The sequence below is a fragment of the Marisediminitalea lipolytica genome (genome assembly GCF_001758465.1).
Taxonomy (GTDB): Bacteria; Pseudomonadota; Gammaproteobacteria; order Enterobacterales; family Alteromonadaceae; genus Alteromonas; species Alteromonas lipolytica.
In genome coordinates this window covers 874,735-891,614 of sequence record NZ_MJIC01000015.1, presented here as the reverse complement: position 1 = coordinate 891,614, position 16,880 = coordinate 874,735, and the positions used below count along the sequence as shown (strand labels likewise).

The 16,880-nt window shown below is 46.9% G+C and carries 15 protein-coding genes; all 15 read right to left on the bottom strand.

The annotated features are described in order from the left end of the window. Nucleotides 1–10: 10 nt before the first annotated feature. Complete coding sequence (locus tag BFC17_RS18365; RefSeq protein WP_070177925.1) at nt 11–760, bottom strand: phosphoadenylyl-sulfate reductase; 750 nt, start codon at nt 758–760, stop codon at nt 11–13. Next, nucleotides 753–2,465: an assimilatory sulfite reductase (NADPH) hemoprotein subunit gene (gene cysI / locus BFC17_RS18360; protein ID WP_070177924.1), complete on the bottom strand. Its 1,713-nt coding sequence runs from the start codon at nt 2,463–2,465 to the stop codon at nt 753–755. The genes BFC17_RS18365 and cysI overlap by 8 nt, the downstream gene beginning before the upstream one ends. Next, on the bottom strand, nt 2,465–4,306 hold the full coding sequence (locus BFC17_RS18355; RefSeq protein WP_070177923.1) for an assimilatory sulfite reductase (NADPH) flavoprotein subunit: 1,842 nt from the start codon (nt 4,304–4,306) through the stop codon (nt 2,465–2,467). Before BFC17_RS18355 ends, cysI begins: the two co-directional genes overlap by 1 nt. A 90-nt stretch (nt 4,307–4,396) precedes the next feature. After that, a complete protein-coding gene (locus tag BFC17_RS18350; RefSeq protein ID WP_070177922.1) occupies nt 4,397–5,155 on the bottom strand; it encodes a TIGR04219 family outer membrane beta-barrel protein in 759 nt (252 codons plus the stop codon). Between the two features lie 3 nt (nt 5,156–5,158). Then, nucleotides 5,159–6,151: a DUF2333 family protein gene (locus tag BFC17_RS18345; RefSeq protein WP_070177921.1), complete on the bottom strand. Its 993-nt coding sequence runs from the start codon at nt 6,149–6,151 to the stop codon at nt 5,159–5,161. Nucleotides 6,152–6,276: 125 nt separating this feature from the next. Then, nucleotides 6,277–6,603 carry a hypothetical protein gene (locus BFC17_RS18340; protein WP_070177920.1) on the bottom strand — a complete coding sequence of 109 codons (327 nt, stop codon included), beginning with the start codon at nt 6,601–6,603 and terminating at the stop codon, nt 6,277–6,279. Next, entirely contained in the window at nt 6,603–6,806 is a 204-nt protein-coding gene (locus tag BFC17_RS18335; RefSeq protein ID WP_070177997.1) for a PspC domain-containing protein, read from the bottom strand. The genes BFC17_RS18340 and BFC17_RS18335 overlap by 1 nt, the downstream gene beginning before the upstream one ends. Nucleotides 6,807–6,866: 60 nt before the next feature. Further along, nucleotides 6,867–7,535, bottom strand: a complete 669-nt coding sequence (gene pspA / locus BFC17_RS18330; RefSeq protein ID WP_070177919.1) for a phage shock protein PspA — start codon at nt 7,533–7,535, stop codon at nt 6,867–6,869. A gap of 568 nt (nt 7,536–8,103) precedes the next feature. After that, nucleotides 8,104–8,382, bottom strand: a complete 279-nt coding sequence (locus BFC17_RS18325) for a hypothetical protein (RefSeq protein WP_070177918.1) — start codon at nt 8,380–8,382, stop codon at nt 8,104–8,106. Nucleotides 8,383–8,914: 532 nt separating this feature from the next. Continuing rightward, nucleotides 8,915–9,193: a hypothetical protein gene (locus tag BFC17_RS18320; RefSeq protein WP_070177917.1), complete on the bottom strand. Its 279-nt coding sequence runs from the start codon at nt 9,191–9,193 to the stop codon at nt 8,915–8,917. Nucleotides 9,194–9,380: 187 nt separating this feature from the next. Then, nucleotides 9,381–10,397 (bottom strand): tRNA dihydrouridine(20/20a) synthase DusA, encoded by a 1,017-nt coding sequence (dusA, locus tag BFC17_RS18315; RefSeq protein WP_373287139.1) that lies wholly within the window; start codon nt 10,395–10,397, stop codon nt 9,381–9,383. A 232-nt stretch (nt 10,398–10,629) separates the two neighbouring features. Further along, on the bottom strand, nt 10,630–11,523 hold the full coding sequence (locus BFC17_RS18310) for a DMT family transporter (RefSeq protein ID WP_070177915.1): 894 nt from the start codon (nt 11,521–11,523) through the stop codon (nt 10,630–10,632). Nucleotides 11,524–11,616: 93 nt separating this feature from the next. After that, entirely contained in the window at nt 11,617–13,890 is a 2,274-nt protein-coding gene (locus tag BFC17_RS18305) for a response regulator (RefSeq protein ID WP_070177914.1), read from the bottom strand. 18 nt (nt 13,891–13,908) lie between these two features. Continuing rightward, the gene (locus tag BFC17_RS18300; protein ID WP_070177913.1) at nt 13,909–15,180 is read right to left on the bottom strand and encodes an ABC transporter substrate-binding protein; all 1,272 of its coding nucleotides are present in this window, start codon (nt 15,178–15,180) and stop codon (nt 13,909–13,911) included. 191 nt (nt 15,181–15,371) lie between these two features. Continuing rightward, nucleotides 15,372–16,862, bottom strand: a complete 1,491-nt coding sequence (locus BFC17_RS18295) for an aldehyde dehydrogenase family protein (protein ID WP_070177912.1) — start codon at nt 16,860–16,862, stop codon at nt 15,372–15,374. Nucleotides 16,863–16,880: the final 18 nt, after the last annotated feature.

Below are 16,880 nucleotides of genomic sequence, written 5' to 3'. Positions count from 1 at the left end.
CACTGACGCATCAGATACCGTCACCAAACTCATGCAGGCCACATTCGCGTTTAAGACCGAAGAAGCGGGTATCCTGCTCACTCATGCCTTCCTGCAACGATTGTGTCGTGTGCCAGTCGCCAATGGAGACATAGCCCTGGTCCCATAGCGGATGGTATGACAGACCATGCTCTTTAAGATAGTAATGCAGGTCTTTATTAGACCAGTCGATGATAGGGTACAACTTGAACTGCTTACCGGCACGTTGTAACACAGGCAAATGCTGACGCGTATCAGCCTGACTACGACGTAAACCCGCAAACCAGGTTTGTGCCCCGAGCTCTTTAAGCGCCCGTTGCATCGGCTCAACCTTGTTCATTTTGTTATAACGCTCGATGCCATCAATGCCCTGCTCCCACAGACGCCCGAATCTGGCTTCCTGCCAGGCTGGCGAGATATCCGCGCGATACACCAGTAGATTAAGCTTAAGCTGTTCTACCAATTCATCAACAAACTGGTAAGTTTCCGGAAATAAATACCCGGTATCGGTGAGTACCACCGGAATATCAGGTTTAGCACTGGTGAGCAAATGCAGCATTACCGCAGACTGTGCGCCAAAACTGGACGACACAATGTGATTACCCGGCAAATACTCCAGCGCCCAGCGGATACGCGCAGGCGTATCCAGCTTTTCCAGCACCTGATTAATCGTCGCCAGTTCCTCGTCGGTTGTCTCGAAGGTAACCGGCTGACGAATCGATTGGAGTTCGTGATCAGTCATAAAAATCCTGAGCGGAGTTGATCACCGGAGCAATCACGCCTGTGCGAACTACGAAATCGCCGAATGACTCATTCGCTTCACGCGAGCCGGCCCACTGGCCAAGAAGCTCGTCAAGGATCGCCATGATTTCCTGCTCGGTGATGTTTTCTTTAAACATACGAGGAATACGGGTCCCTTCGCGGTTACCACCTAAGTGCAGGTTGTAACGGCCCGGGCCTTTACCCACCAAACCGACTTCAGCCAGCATGGCGCGACCACAGCCGTTAGGACAACCGGTAACGCGGAAGATAACGCTGTCTTCACTTAAACCGTGTTTAGCCATCACTTCGTCAAGCTGATCGACTGCTCCCGGCAGGAAGCGCTCTGCTTCAGCCATCGCCAGCGGACAGGTTGGCAATGCAACGCAAGCCATCGAGTCCATGCGCTGTTTAGACACATCAGGCTGAATTAAACCGTGCTCACGAGCCAGCGCTTCAATCGCATCTTTCTGATCCGCAGGTACGCCAGCAACAATAAGATTCTGGTTAGCCGTCATGCGGAAATCACCCTGGTGAATCTTAGCGATTTCACGGCAACCGGTTTTCAGCGTTTTACCTGGGTAGTCCAGTATACGACCGTTCTCGATAAACAGCGTCAGGTGGAACTTACCGTCGATTCCTTCAACCCAGCCGATGCGATCGCCGCGGCTGGTAAATTCATAAGGTTTGCTCTCAGCAAACTTAACACCAGCGCGTTTTTCCACTTCTGCGCGGAAATTATCCACACCAACACGTTCAAGGGTGTACTTGGTTTTCGCATTCTTACGGTTAACCCGGTTACCCCAGTCCCGCTGCGTGGTCACAACAGCTTCGGCTACTGCCAGCGTGTGCTCCAGCGGAATAAAGCCAAAATCGTCGGCTTTACGCGGGAAAGTGGTTTTGTCGCCATGAGTCATGGCCAGGCCACCGCCCACTAATACGTTAAAGCCCACCAGCTTGCCGTTTTCAGCAATCGCCACAAAGTTCAGATCGTTAGCGTGAACGTCTACATCGTTCTGCGGCGGAATGACAACCGTAGTTTTAAACTTACGCGGCAGATAGGTATCACCTAAGATAGGTTCTTTATCCGTGGTTTCCAGCTTCTCGCCATTTAACCAGATTTCTGCATAGGCACGGGTTTTAGGCAGTAAGTGTTCACTAATCTTAGTAGCCCACTCGTAAGCCTGCTGATGTACTTCAGACTCAATCGGGTTTGAAGTACACAGTACGTTACGGTTAACGTCACCGGCGGTAGCGATTGAATCGATACCCACTGAGTTAAGCGTTTGGTGCATCAGTTTAATGTTCGGCTTTAACACGCCGTGAAACTGGAAAGTTTGACGGGTAGTTAAACGAATGCTGCCATACATGGTGTATTCATCGGCAAACTTGTCGATGGCCAGCCATTGTTCAGGATTACAAATACCGCCAGGCAAACGGGCACGCAGCATCACGTTATGCAGCGGCTCTAATTTTTGTTTGGTACGCTCGGCGCGAATATCGCGGTCGTCCTGCTGATACATGCCGTGAAAGCGGATCAACTGGAAGTTATCGGCAGTAAAACCACCGGTAAGCGGATCCTGAAGATCCTGCTCAATGGTACCGCGCAAATGGCGACTTTGTGCCTTAAGGCGTTCGTTGTCGGCCAGTTTGCCTTCAACAATAAAAGGAGACTTTGTATCGCTCATTAATAGACATCCTTCTGATATCGTTTTGCTTTGCGCAGTGCCAGTAAGTAAGCCTTGGCTTCTTCTTCGCTCTTACCACCGTGGGTTTTGAAGATCTCCAGCAGCGCACTTTCAACATCTTTTGCCATGTGGTTAGCATCGCCACACACATACAGGTGGGCACCTTCTTCTAACCATTCATAAACAGCCTTACCTTCTTCAAGCAGGCGATGCTGAACATAAATTTTGTCTTTCTGATCCCGTGAGAACGCCAGGCTAATTTTGCTAAGCAGACCACTTTTCACGTAGGCCTGAATTTCCAGCTGGTAAAGGAAATCCTGAGTGAAATTAGGGTTACCAAAAAATAACCAGTTTTTACCTTCGGCTTCCTGAGTATCACGTTCCTGCAAGAACGAGCGGAACGGTGCAATACCAGTACCCGGACCGATCATAATTACCGGTGTGTCAGGGTTTGCCGGTAAGCGGAAGTTATCATTAGGCTCAATAAACACCTCAACTTCACCGCCTTCTTCTAAACGCTCACACAAGTAGCCCGAAGCGCCGCCCTGATGGCGTTTGCCATAGGCGTCATAATCTACATGACCAATAGTCAGGTGCACTTCGTCTTCCACTTCTGATTGGCTTGATGCGATAGAGTACAAACGTGGTGTTAACGGACGACATGCCGCCGCAAACTGCTCAGCAGTCACCGGGTGTGGATGATCGCGCACGATATCGATGATTTGGCGATCGGCCAGATAATCACGCAAGGCCGCTTTGTCCTGCATTAATTTACCTAACGCCTCACAACCTGACGCCTGCTGGTAAGCCTTAACAAAGCCTGGATAGCTCAGCGTTAATTCCAGTTTATTGATCAGCGCGTCCTTAAATGAATGCTTATGACCGCCTACTTCCACTTCCTGATCGGCCGAAGCCTGAATGAGCGTGATGATTTCATCAGCCAGTGCCGCATCATTTTTAAACCATACACCCAGTGCATCACCTGCCTGGTAGGTGATACCTGAATCTTCCAGGCTGATTTCGATGTGACGGATGTCTTTTACTGAATCACGGCCGGTGATTTTTTGTGATGTCAGCAGTGTCGCCTGATAAGGCGCCTTTTTAGTGTAGGTTTGCGCAGCCGCAACCGCAGTCACTGCTGAGCCAGTTTGCATTGCAACAGCAGCAGAACCCACAGACGTGAAATCCTCTTTTAAGGTTTCGATCAGTTTCTCAACCCAGGCCTGGGCTTCTGCTTCGTAGTCAACATCACAGTCGACACGCGGCACTACTGCCTTGCCACCAAGCTTGGCTAAACGCTCGTCAAAGTCTTTACCGGTTTGGCAAAAGAATTCGTAGCTGGAATCACCTAACGACAATACTGCATACTTGAGTTTGTCGTTTTTCGGTGCCTTTTTACTACCAAGGAAGTCGTGCAACTCAATGGCATCATCAGGTGGCTCACCCTCACCATGGGTGCTGGCCACGATAGCCAGGTGAGTTTCAGCCTTTATCTGGCGCGGTTTGTAATCGGCCATGCTGACAAGCTTGCTGGAGTAACCAGCCGCTTCTACCTTGGCTTGTAAAGACTGTGCGATACCTTTAGCGTTACCCGTTTGAGAGCCAAACAGGATGGTTAGCACCGGTGCATCACCTGCTGGGGCTACTGCCGCTGCGGCAGCCTGGCCTTGCGGAAGTGCTTGTCCGGATGCCGCTAAACCAGCGATATAACCACTGACCCAGGTTAACTGCTGAGCATTTAGCCCAGAGATCGCCTGCGTGATCGCATTCCATTGTGGTTCACTCAGGATAGCTCCTGGCGCACCTATTGATGTAGTTGGGTTGTTAGAATTTGCTGACATAACTCATTAGCCTTATTTTCATACCATAAGGCTAAAGAGTTTTGTTTGTAACTGGAAAGAATTAAAATTACTTTTTTATATCTTAAAATACTAGAAGTGAATTTCAAGACCGGCAAACACGCCGTCAAAGCCCAGATCGGCGTAGATGTCGTCCAGATCTTCGATGTCGACACTGATGTCACGATAACCCACTTGCAGGGTCATATCGATAGCCAGATTCTCAACAAATGAATAAGTAATGGCTGCCTGAATGTCGCGCACCTCATGGCTGTCGAAAGACAGGTAGCTACCTTCAGCATAAACACCTAAACCAGTAAATGGCAGGCCAACCTGCACCCGGCTGTAGGCCATTGGGATGATGCCTTTAAAAGAAGCTTCGCCACTTTCGCCTGAATCCACGTCTTCAACATAGAAGGTACCGTCAATGTATTTACCGTTGATACCGATATCAAAGCTGACTAAATCGTTATCAAATATTTCGTAATACAAAATAATGTCTGCGCTATCAATGCTGGCATCGGTTAATAATGAAGTGTTCGCTTCATAAACCGTGCCTTCAAACTCAAAGGATGCACTGAGGTCTGTTACGCCATCGGTATCCAGTTGCAGGTAATTTACTTTTACGTTTGGTACCAGTGGCACAAAATGCTCGAAAGCAACGTAAACAGAGCCATTGGTTTTGCTGTCGAAATCAAAGTCAGCGGTACCTGCTGAGCTTTCCGAAAAACCGCCCGAAGTAGATGTGTTCCATCCCTGGGCGCCTGCATAAATACCGAGAAGCATATCGGCATGGGTTACCGGAGCAATACAAAGCGCCCCGATAGCGGCGGCAATTACACGTTTTTTCATCGTTTATCCTTGATTGAGTAATTCAGACAATTCAATTATGGCTGCATTTGCACGAGAAATATAGTTCGCCATGACTAACGAGTGATTAGCTAACATACCAAAGCCACTGCCATTTAAGATCATCGGGCTCCAAATAGTTTGCTGAGATGCTTCTAACTCTTTGATTATTTGTTGCAAACTCACTAATGCATTTTTATTTTCCAACACCCCGGAAAAATCCGCTTCAATTGCTTTTAATAAATGTAAAAGTGCCCACGTAGCGCCACGAGCCTCGTAAAACACGTTATCCAGCTGCCACCAGCTGGTACGGGTATGAACAGAATTTGGACGAGGAGTAGAATTAGACGCCGCTTTATCACCGGCCAGATCGGTATTTACCCGCTCCGATTCTACACTGGCACTTAAACGCTGGGACAGACTGCCTAAACGCTTTTCAACCTGTTTAAGGTATTCCCGCAGGTTATCGGCGCGGGTGTAAAACTGACTGTCACCTAAGGTTGGGTCGGCCAGTTCATCGCGATACTGAATTAAAAACTCAATAGCTTCGGAATATTGTGATTCGGCCGATGGAAATAGCCAGCTTCGGTTATCGATATTAAATTTGGGTTGGGCTTTAACCAAATGGGGGTTTTCAACAGACTGTGACTGAGATCGGCTAAAATCCTTACGCATGGACAATGACATATCCCGTACCATTTCCAGCGCACCAAACTCCCAACTGGGCATATTATCCAGAAAAACCGAAGGAGGCATCACATCGTTAGACAAATAACCACCAGGTTTATCCATTAAGGTACTGGCAACCGTAATCAGCGTGGTCGTTACCGTGTAACCCGGCACCGGCTGCGCATTGCTACTGATCATCTGGCTATGGGTATTTTCTTTTACATCAAAAGTATCTGGCTCAAAACTCCAGTAAAAACCCACCAGCCATAACAGCAGAAATAAAACCCCTACTAATGCACCGACGATTTTTACGTTCAAATACTGTTTCATAGTAATCCTTGTTAACGGTTGGCATTTCAGACAAACACCGGCCTTCGCTCTCAGTATGGCTTATTATGCTAAGTTGTTCATCTTGGAAAGTAAATCTGCGAATGGGATGGAGAGGGGGAACGCGCCTAGGCCGCGGCGCGATTTGATCTTCCCAGCAACAGCACTGCACCAACAATCAGTAAGACTGGCCAGAATATACCGATGCCGGCAAACACCAGTGAGCCCAGTATTGCAACAGCGGCGATGCCCAAAGCGGCGGCGATACTCATAGCAACCACAAAACCAATAACCACTAACAGTACTACAACACCGGCCATAATGATCCACTCTAACGTACCACTCACCAACTCATCTCCCATGACCAGGTGTAAATCAAACCAGTCGGATGCCACGCCGCCCAGTACCTTAGTCAGCACGATGGCAATCAGGATGGCAAGAATAAAGTTTTTCATTATGCTCTCCTTGGTAACAGGATCACCGCCGCGACATAAGCAGGCAGAGTAATCATTGGCATGAACACTAAACCTAAAGCTGCACCGGCGCGAACCCAAACCGGATCGATGTCAGCATAGCGGGCTACACCAGCACACACACCTGAAATAACCGCCCGGCTCAAATCTCTGGAAACACGTTTTTTTTCGTAGATAGTTTTCATGGCAAACTCCTGCTTATTTTGCTGTGATAATTTACTGCCCGCCTCTGCGGGCATGTCTGGTTAGGCTACTTGTTTCGCTTTAAGGGCAGCCAACTCATTTTCGATGGCATCGTCCTTTTCAAGGGCATCAAACTCTGCCTGTAATGAACTTTTTGTTGCACTGTCGGTAAGGTCGTAAGCCTCAACACGGGCTTCCAGCTCATCGACACGCTGTTCATAGTGATCAAAACGCCCCATAACACTTTCCAGTTTGTCGCTGTGTGTGGCCTGTTTAGCCTGCATGCGCACAACGGCAGAATCGCGGCGTATTGCCAGGGCCTTTTGCTTGGCTTTGGCTTCGTTTAACTTCTCGTTTAAACGCGCTGTATCATCCTGCACTTTAAGTAATGCTTCATCGATTACCGCCAGATGCTCCTGCAATTCAGCTTGCTTTGCCTCGATGCTCTTTTTCTCTTTCAGTGCCGCGCGGGCAAGATCATCTTTACCTTTAGTGACTGCCAGCTCTGCATTTACCTGCCAGTGAGCGGCGCGCTTTGCAAGGTTTTCAATTTGACGGTTGAGGTGTTTCTGTTCGGCTATATGCTTGGCTGCCAGGGTACGGATCTCAACCAGTGTTTCCTGCATTTCCTGAATAATCAGGCGAATCATCTTTTCTGGATCTTCTGCCTTATCCAGCAGCGCATTGATGTTTGATTGAATGATGTCGTTAATACGTGTGAACATTCCCATAATTAAATCTCCGATTGGCTATTCATTGTTAAACAAGTTATTTGTCTCTTGTCTAGATATAACAAATCGCGTGCCAATCAATAACACACTGAATTATAAAGATTTAATTCAATCCAATTTGAAATGAGTTATTATTAAAAGAGTTTAAAGCCAGATAGTGGCAGATTTGACCACTCATTTAGTTGTATTGACCACATCGAAAAATTGGGTGATGGCAGCTGCTATTTTTATTCGCAAGCCAGGTAGTTTGCTTAAAAGGAAAATCAGCATGTAAGACCGTCAATCAAAAAGGCAATCATGTCCGATATGACAGGGAATCACCTGCGTTTATGAGAAGATGGACCGAGAGTACTTTTGCGTTGCGCAAAAAAAAACAGGTAACTATTTATAGTTACCTGTACCTTCGAATTTGCCTTGCGGTGAGGTTCGGACGTTTAAAGCGAACCCGGTGTACGTATTTTCGTAGTGCAGCAGTGATGGCGGCAAATAAACCAACACTCATCAGCGGCAGCAAAACAACGTAACTCAGTAATAATGCATGGCTGAACATCATAGCCAGTGCAGCCCGTTACTCGCCGTCGGCCTGATTGTCTGCCGGCTTGTCAGCCTTGGCCAGGTCCTGCACAGACACTTTACCTACAGGCGCGTCATCCAGAGATAAATGGTAAGTCGCATTAGCAATGTTTTGCTGTACTTCACGGCTAATTTCCGCCTGGGTGATGGATACGGCATTGGCGATTAAGCTCGACATTAAACGTTCTACTGCATTTTCCTGGGCATTAGCCTGCGCACTAACAGACAGACCTAAAGCAACAAGTGAAGTAATGATGATTGGTTTAGTTTTCATGGTGTTTCCTCTATTAAGTTATACAAGTGATTTGTTGACTAATAGATAGCGAAAGCTGTGCCATTCTTTCAAATTATTTTAAGATACTGTTTTATATAAAATTTATTTAAATATCTGATTTTTAAATAACCCATAGCAAAATACACAAACTAATAGTTGGTCGATTTAACCACTCAAATAACAAATTTAACCAACTTCAAAAATCGGCGAATTAAGCCGACAGCTGGCCGGGTAACAAGATTGGTATTTGACGGGAATTTTAAAGAGAACTGGCACGGAAGTTTGCTAACCAATAGCACTGGGAGATGGCAGGAATGGATGATTTAACACATAAAAAAACAGGTAACGTTTGACGGTTACCTGTGCCTTCGGATTGGTCCTGTGGAGACCCGGGGTCTGATTGTACATCCCCTGATTTTGCAAATGTCTAATCGCGAGCCCTTAGCTGCACCACTGCCTGAACTGCGCCATGGTAAGACTGCGGCAAAACAAGTGAGTTGAGCGTGGCCGAACATCATAGCCAAAGCCCCTTTTACTCGCTTTCCACCTGCTCGCTTTGAGCCTTTTCAGTCGCAGCCAGTTCCTGAACAGATACTTTACCTACAGGCGCATCAGTTAATGAAAAGTGATGAGCAGCGTTAGCAATATTTTGTTGTACATCCAAGTTAATTTCGGCCTGTGTAGCAGATACCGCATTAGCAATCAGACTGGACATTAAACGTTCTACTGCTGAATCCTGCGCGTTTGCCTGAGCACTAACAGACAGACCTAAAGCAACAAGTGAAGTAATAATGATTGATTTGGTTTTCATGGTGATTCCTCTATTTAGTTGAACAAGTCATTTGTTGCATACTAGATAGCGAAACCTGTGCCATTCTTTCAAAAAATTTTAAGCGATTGATTATATTGGAATTTTTGAAAAGCGGCACGACAACCAAAAATTGTACAAAAATAGAACAAACTAACGAGTGGTTAAATTAACCACTCTTGTTGTGAAATTAACCAACATCCTTAGATTGGTACTCAATCGCCTTTTCCGCCGTTTCCTGCATTGCCGCCAGTGCGTTAGTAAGCAGATTAGGATCCGGGTTTTTACCGGTGCCATGCTGGCTGATATAACGGCGCCACACCCGGCCACCCGGTTGCCCCTGAAATAACCCGAGCATGTGTCGTGCAGCATGCCATGGTTTAAAATAAGGTGCGTCCTGACGTTCGATATAAGCCTGCATTAAACCCACGATCTCTGCACGGCTCGGAGTTGTTCTGTTATCGCTATAAAAACGATTATCCACATCGGCCAGAATATACGGATTCGAATAAACCTCGCGACCAATCATTACACCATCGACTTTTTCGAGATGAGCCGACGTTTGCTCCAGCGTTGTAATGCCGCCATTAATAGAGATATTCAGTTCCGGACGCTCGGCTTTTAACTGATAGACCCGTGCGTAATTTAACGGCGGAATGTCGCGGTTTTCCTTGGGGCTCAACCCTTGTAACCAGGCTTTTCGTGCATGCACAATGAAGGTATCACAACCAGCGCCAGCAACAATATCGATAAAGCGACTGAAATCTTCATATTCATCCATATCGTCAATACCAATCCGGCATTTTACCGTAACCGGAATATCAACCTCAGCCTGCATGGCCTTAACACAGTCGGCAACCACCTGAGGTTGCGCCATTAAACACGCACCAAAGCTGCCGTTTTTAACCCGATCAGAAGGACAACCAACGTTGATATTAACCTCGTCGTAGCCATATTCCTGAGACTTTACCGCGCAACGAGTCATATGCTCCGGGTCGCATCCTCCCAGTTGAACAGCAACAGGATGCTCCTCGCCGTTATAACCAAGGTAATCTCCCTTACCATATATAATCGCGCCCGTTGTCACCATCTCAGTGTAAAGCACGGTATGGCGAGAAATCAGGCGCAAGAAATAGCGGCAGTGTCTATCGGTCCAATCGAGCATTGGAGCGACAGACACTGAGCGGTTTAATGGGGAAAGGGACAAAATTTTTACCTTTATCAATTGATTAAAAAACTTACGCGCCCTGTTTAATTGATTTCGGCTAATCTAATGGGCAGATTGGCTTACAGCCAACCCGGTATTCTACTTACCTGCCAGCGAAAAACAAAGGCGCACCACATTTTTACAATCTGTTTTCGTACAATGTTACTAACGTTTTGAGGTTATTCTGATGGGGGTCATATCACAACGCCATCACTTCGCAATGCAAAAGTAATCACTCACAAACAGGCATTGCAGGCGTTACCGATTCCTTTTTTCTTCTGGCTTGCCCCAGCACCACACCAGAAAGAATGAGTCCGCAAGCCATGAGCTGCTGACTATTCAGGTTTTCATCCAGGATCAAATACGCGAAGCCAATAGCATAAACCGGTGTTAAGTTGCTGAAAATGGTTGCTTTGCTCAGCTCCATTTTAGCAACTGCCATGTTATACAGAAGATAAGCCCCCAGGGTAACGCAAACACCGAGAAATAAAATTGCATACATTGCCGGTCCGGGGTGAAAGTCTGGTACTCCCTGAGAAAAAGCCAGCGGCATAAAAAAGATCGAGCCGGAAAAAGCCTGAAGGGCTGTAAGTACTAATGGTGTGTAGCGCGTCGATAGTTTTTTGAGGCACAGGCAATATACCGCTGAGCAGGCCATCGCTATCAGCTCCAGGGTATTACCCAACAAGGGATTTAATGCATGTTCGTTAGCTTCTGCCGCCAGACTTAGCCAGATTAGGCCGCCGAAAGCTACGCCCAGGCCTAATTTTGCAGTAGATGCCATTCTCTCTTGCAGAAAGATATAGGCCAACACGGCTGCAATTGGCGGCAGCACCGCAGTAATCATGCCTGCTTGTGCAGCTGATGTGTACTGTAGCGCCATTGCCTCGAAGATGAAGTACAAACAAGGCTCCGCCAGTGACATCAGCAACAACAGTTTCCAGTCACCTTTTTTATACTTAAACTTATTCAATCCCTTCCACATTGCCAAAAAGCAGATACTGGCAATCAACATGCGCAAAAAGATAACCCACATTGGTGAATACTCTGCAAACGCGATTTTCAGGGCGATATAAGAACTGCCCCACAACATAGTGGCGACAAGTAGTAACAGAACAGGTAGCATAATTTTAAGGAAAGCATCTTTGTTAAAAACCTGGCAGATGCTATCAGAAAAGCCAGCGAACCCTGATATATTTTGTCACCTGAAAATAAGAATTTAAGCGCTGGTGAATTCAATGTAGCGGTTGAGAGCGGCGCTCAGCTCTTCCCGCAGCAGGGGTTTGCCAAGGAAGTCATTCATTCCTGCGTCCAGGCATTTTTGCCGATCCTCCAACATAACGTTAGCAGACAAGCCAATAATGTACTGCCTGTTTAACCGGTCATCTTCACGAATGGCTTTAGTTGCAGATATTCCATCCATTACCGGCATTTGCATGTCCATAAAAACAATATCAAACGCGCTGCTTTGCAAGGCATTTAAGGCTTCACGGCCATCCATTACACAGGTTACGGATTGTTGCTTAAGTGTGGCCAGTAAACTTTCGATAACCATCTGATTAATTTGGCTATCATCAACAATCAGTACCTTAAGCTGACGGTCTGGTATGAGTTCATCAACGGTTTGCAACACCGGATGTTCTGCGGCAGATTCAATAACTGGAGCCAGGGGTAAGCGAAGCGTAAAATAAAATGCCGCGCCCTCTCCCAGCCGACTGCTTATCTCCAGCTGAGTATTGAATAAATTCAGAATATTACTGGTGATTGCCAAACCGAGTCCGGTGCCACCAAAACTGCGAGTGATCGACGTATCAGCCTGAGTAAAAGCCTCTGTCAAAGAGTCAATTGCGGTAGATGGAATACCTATGCCGGTATCCCTAATTGTGATGGTGTAGGTAATGCTTTGCTCACTTCTGGCCTGCTCACTGATAATGACACTTACCGTGCCCTTTTCGGTGAATTTAATAGCATTGCTAAGCAGATTAATCATTACCTGTTTAAGCCTTAACTGGTCGCTCAATACTGTGGCTTGCAGGCTTCCCCTTGCGGGTAATTTCAGGGTTATGCCTTTTTGCTCAGCAACCGATGCAAACATGTTCTGCAACTCAAAGCAGATTTCATCAAGAGTAAAAGGCGCTGATTCCAACTCCACCTTGTGCGCTTCCAGTTTACTCAAATCAAGTATGTCGTTCAGAATGGCCAGTAAGCTTTTGCCCGATGAGTTGATTACGCCCAGCATTTCTCTTTGTTGGGGCGTTAGCTCGCTGTGCGAAAGCGTTTGCGCCATACCTAAAATGCCATTCATGGGTGTGCGGATTTCATGGCTCATGTTGGCCAGGAATTCAGATTTAATACGCGAGGTATTTTCTGCGTCGGTTTTGGCATCAATTAATCGTTGGCTCAGATCACGAAACTTAATAGCAGCCTGAGCAAGCAGACCAATTTCGTCGGGCCGCTGCCCACCGGCTACCGAAGCAGAAAAGTCCCCCTGAATAAATTGCTGAAAGGTATTGGCCAGACTTTTTATAGCCCGGGTAATATAAAAATGAAAAACTAACGCAAATAAAATACACAGCACAGCGGCTGCAATAAGCGAATTACCGAGCAGCTTATTATTCTCATTGGATAATTCGGTAATGTTTTGCTGCATCCGATTAAATTTGGTTGAGGTGTAATCGGTTAACTTATCAACCAGCGTGGTAAATTCAACGGCATCCCCGGCCATCACTACATTAACCAAAGCAGCATAGTTTCGATTTGCCTGTGTGGCTTTTTCAAAATTATTCTGGTAGTTCGTGGTAGCCTGAATAACCATTTCAGGCCACTCAGGATTTTGTTGTAAAAACGCTGCCGAGAGCTGCGCTGATATTCCCTCCATTGCGGCAATGTAAGTAACTACATTGCGGCGCTGACTGTATTCTTTATTCGACAAAAAGAGCGAAGCGGCATGATTTGCTTTGGCCCACAACGCCATGGATTCCAACAATAAGGCACGATCTCCTGAACCATTTGTTCTTTCCAGAGCCGAGGTTAACGTTAAATCAAAACTCTGGTAGGCCGCAGGCAATATCTTATTGGCAAAGTCAGATTTAATCTGGTATCGCTTGGGTAATACAGTCAGGTTTTCTTTGTAGCGAATCGTAAGAGAGAAAAGATCATCAATGATGCTCTTCATCTGCTCATCATCTGTCTGCTCGGTCAACTCCAACAGACGACGTTGAATAAGCTGATTATTATTAGTGAGTTTGTCAAAAATCGCCTTACTACCCGACACACCATACACTGATACATTTCGTTGCATCGACTCAACCGTCTTGTTGAGATCGAGCACATTCACATTGGTTCTGGCTATTTCTTCGGCACTGTTAACCTCTTCAAACAAAGCCTCAATGTCATTTTCGATGGTGTACAACAGAAACCCCACTAAAGCCAGGAGTAGCAGTAGCGCTACAACACTTTTGACTTCCAGGGAGTTCCTTGGGGCTATTTGCATGATTCAGGTTTCAGACAATCAGGCGATTAAAAATTCGTGCCAGCGATCCAGACTGTAGTCGTAGTTTGGCATCACCGTATTCCACACTGCAATGTTAGACAAGCGCTGTAAATAACTGCCGCCATGTCTCACTTCACCCGGTGCAACCGATACTTTGCCATCAGTTCCTGTAAGTGCTGCCTCTGCGGCTTTGCCAGCATACCAGTAACCCCATTCATCATCGGACATTAAATCCCGGCTGCGGCGGGGATTTGAAATGTAATAACCTTGCCTGGCAATAAATGCGCCGGGATAACCTGACAGCCACCAGTTCATATATTCATAGGCTGCGTCTTTTTCATGCCCTGTGGTTTGTGACGATAAACACATAACGCCATGCCAGGCGCGATAGCCCTCTTTCGGGGCAGCATAAATAACCGGAACACCTTCACCTTTACAGGCCGACACGCCTGGCGAAAACATGCTCTGTAAATGCACTCTTTGCTGAACCATAAAATCAACACTTTGTGGCACCGAAGTCCAGAAGCCGCCAAAATGCCCCTGCTGCTTTTTCTCAATCAAAATATCGAACAGCTGGTCAATTTCGCTGATGCTCAGATTACCAATATCCCTGAACTTCATCAGACCATTTGCCTGTGCCGCAAGGATTGCATCGAAAATACCAATTGTTGGTGCATTCACCAGACCAACTTTGCCTTTAAAGTCGTCTTTCAGCAGCCATCCCCATGACTCCGTACCATAAGGGGTGCCAGCAGGAATAAACTGAGTATTGTAACCAAAAGAATCCACATTATGGACGTAAGGCATAAAGGTAATTTTATCTGTCGGATTAGCACTCAGGCTACCATCGTCCTGAACGAAAAGGATTTTATTTGGCGCGTCGCCGGGAGCCACCGCCACATCGGGGTCTATACGCCCTTCTTTTGACAAACTGTTTATTTCTTTCCAGTAAGTTAACCTTTGCGTTTCTATAGGCTGAATCGCCCCTGCCTGCCAGAGGATGTTAATGGAGTCTGACCACTGTTCGTACAAATCAAAGGATTCCGGCGCGGCGGCGGCCTTTTGCAGGACCTTAGCGCTACCACCCGGCGAAAATTCTATATTGATACCGAGCTCCAGCATGGCCCGTTGGCGTAGTTCTTCCTGTAGCGTAACGTGGGTTCCGAGCACTCTGATAGTGACCCGGTTGCGGGCAAATACATAGGGGGCTTTAGCTACCAGCGCGCCTGTTGCGCCAGCAGACACTGCCCCTTTAATAAATCGGCGTCGGGACGAATTTAATGTAGACATAACACGAAAGCTTCCGGGTTGTATGTACAATCATATAACTACTGATTTTAGGCTACTTTCACGATTACGGTAGGAATTAACAGCAGGAATTGGTTTCAGGCTATTTTGGCTAGAATACAAATTTAAAACGCATAAAATAAAAAGCGCCCCGCGGCCAACTCCGGAGCGCCTTAACAATAAGATAAGTTACTTTAGTAGCGGATCATCACAGATTTGAGCTCGGTATAATCCTCGATAAAAGCAGAGCCGTACTCACGACCTATACCTGAACCTTTAGCACCACCAAAAGGTACGCCCGGGTCTACAATGGTGTGCATATTTACCCATACGGTTCCCGCTTCAACCTGTGGTACAAGACGCAGCGCTTTGGATAAATCATGGGTCCAGACAGATGCCGTTAAACCATAAGGACTATCGTTCATCTCCCGAATCAATTCTTCTTCAGTCTCATAGGTTGCCAGGGTCGCCACCGGCCCAAACACTTCCTCACGCCACGACGTACTCTCTAATGACTTAGGACGAATTACAGTAGGTTTAACAAAGTAACCAATGCGGTCGTAGGCTTCGCCCCCTACCACGAATCTGTCGCCTTCCTGTTTTGCAGTTGCAAAGGCTTCTAATACCTTGTTGTACTGATCTTCTGTCGCTACCGGACCAAATTGCGCATCTTCATCCATTGGATCACCCGCTTCTATGCCGGCAAGACGTTCGCGGATAGCCTCTTCCACCTCGTCAATCTGACTTGAGTGCACCAGAAAACGTTCTGCCGCCGCACAAATCTGCCCGGTATGCATAAAGCCCGCTTCAAACATGCCATCCACAATTTCCTGAACACTCATGTCTGGCAGGAAGCCTGCGGCATTTTTGCCACCCAGTTCCAAAGTGACATGTTTAAGATTGGCCTTCATGGCCTCTTCGGCAATGATCTGGCCTGTTCTCACCGATCCGGTTAGGGATACTTTGGCAATGCGTTTGTCAGGAATAATAATGTCACCAAGTTTGCCTGGCCCGTTAATCACGTTAAGTACACCATCGGGTAAACCGGCTTCTTTACCTAATTCTGCCACTCTTAACAGCGAAAAAGGCGTAGGTGATGCAGATTTAAGTAATGCGGTGTTTCCAGTCGCCAGTGCAGCGCCAAGTTTCCAGATTGGAATCATTACGGGAAAGTTCCAGGGTATGATGCCAAATACTACGCCGAGCGGCTCACGCAGTGTCATTGCAGTATATTTTTCACCATTGGCAGAAGCAATCGAAGGCGCCAGGGTCTGACCCGCTACCTTAGTTGCCCAGCCTGCATAGTAACGCAGAAACTGTGCAGCCCAGCCCACTTCAATCATTCGGGAAAGCGTTAAAAGTTTGCCCGATTGCAGGGTTTCAAGCTGCGCTATTTCTTCTCCGTGCTGTTCAATCAGGTCGGCAAACCGATACAAAATTCTTTCTTTTTCAGCCGGCAACGTTTGTGCCCAGGCGCCTTTAAAGGCGTTGTGAGAAGAAGCAATGGCTTCTTCTACTTCCTCGGGCGTGGCCCGGGCTACGGTGCCAATACGCTCACCATTAGCCGGGTTACGAATATCTTCGCGGTCTGTTGCCGAACCAGGAACGGCCTTACCGTTGATGAAGTGGCCTTGCTGGCGAGCAAGAAACGCTTTTACTGCAGGAAGTTGTTCTTTAATAGCCATTATGTCGTGTCCTTTTAC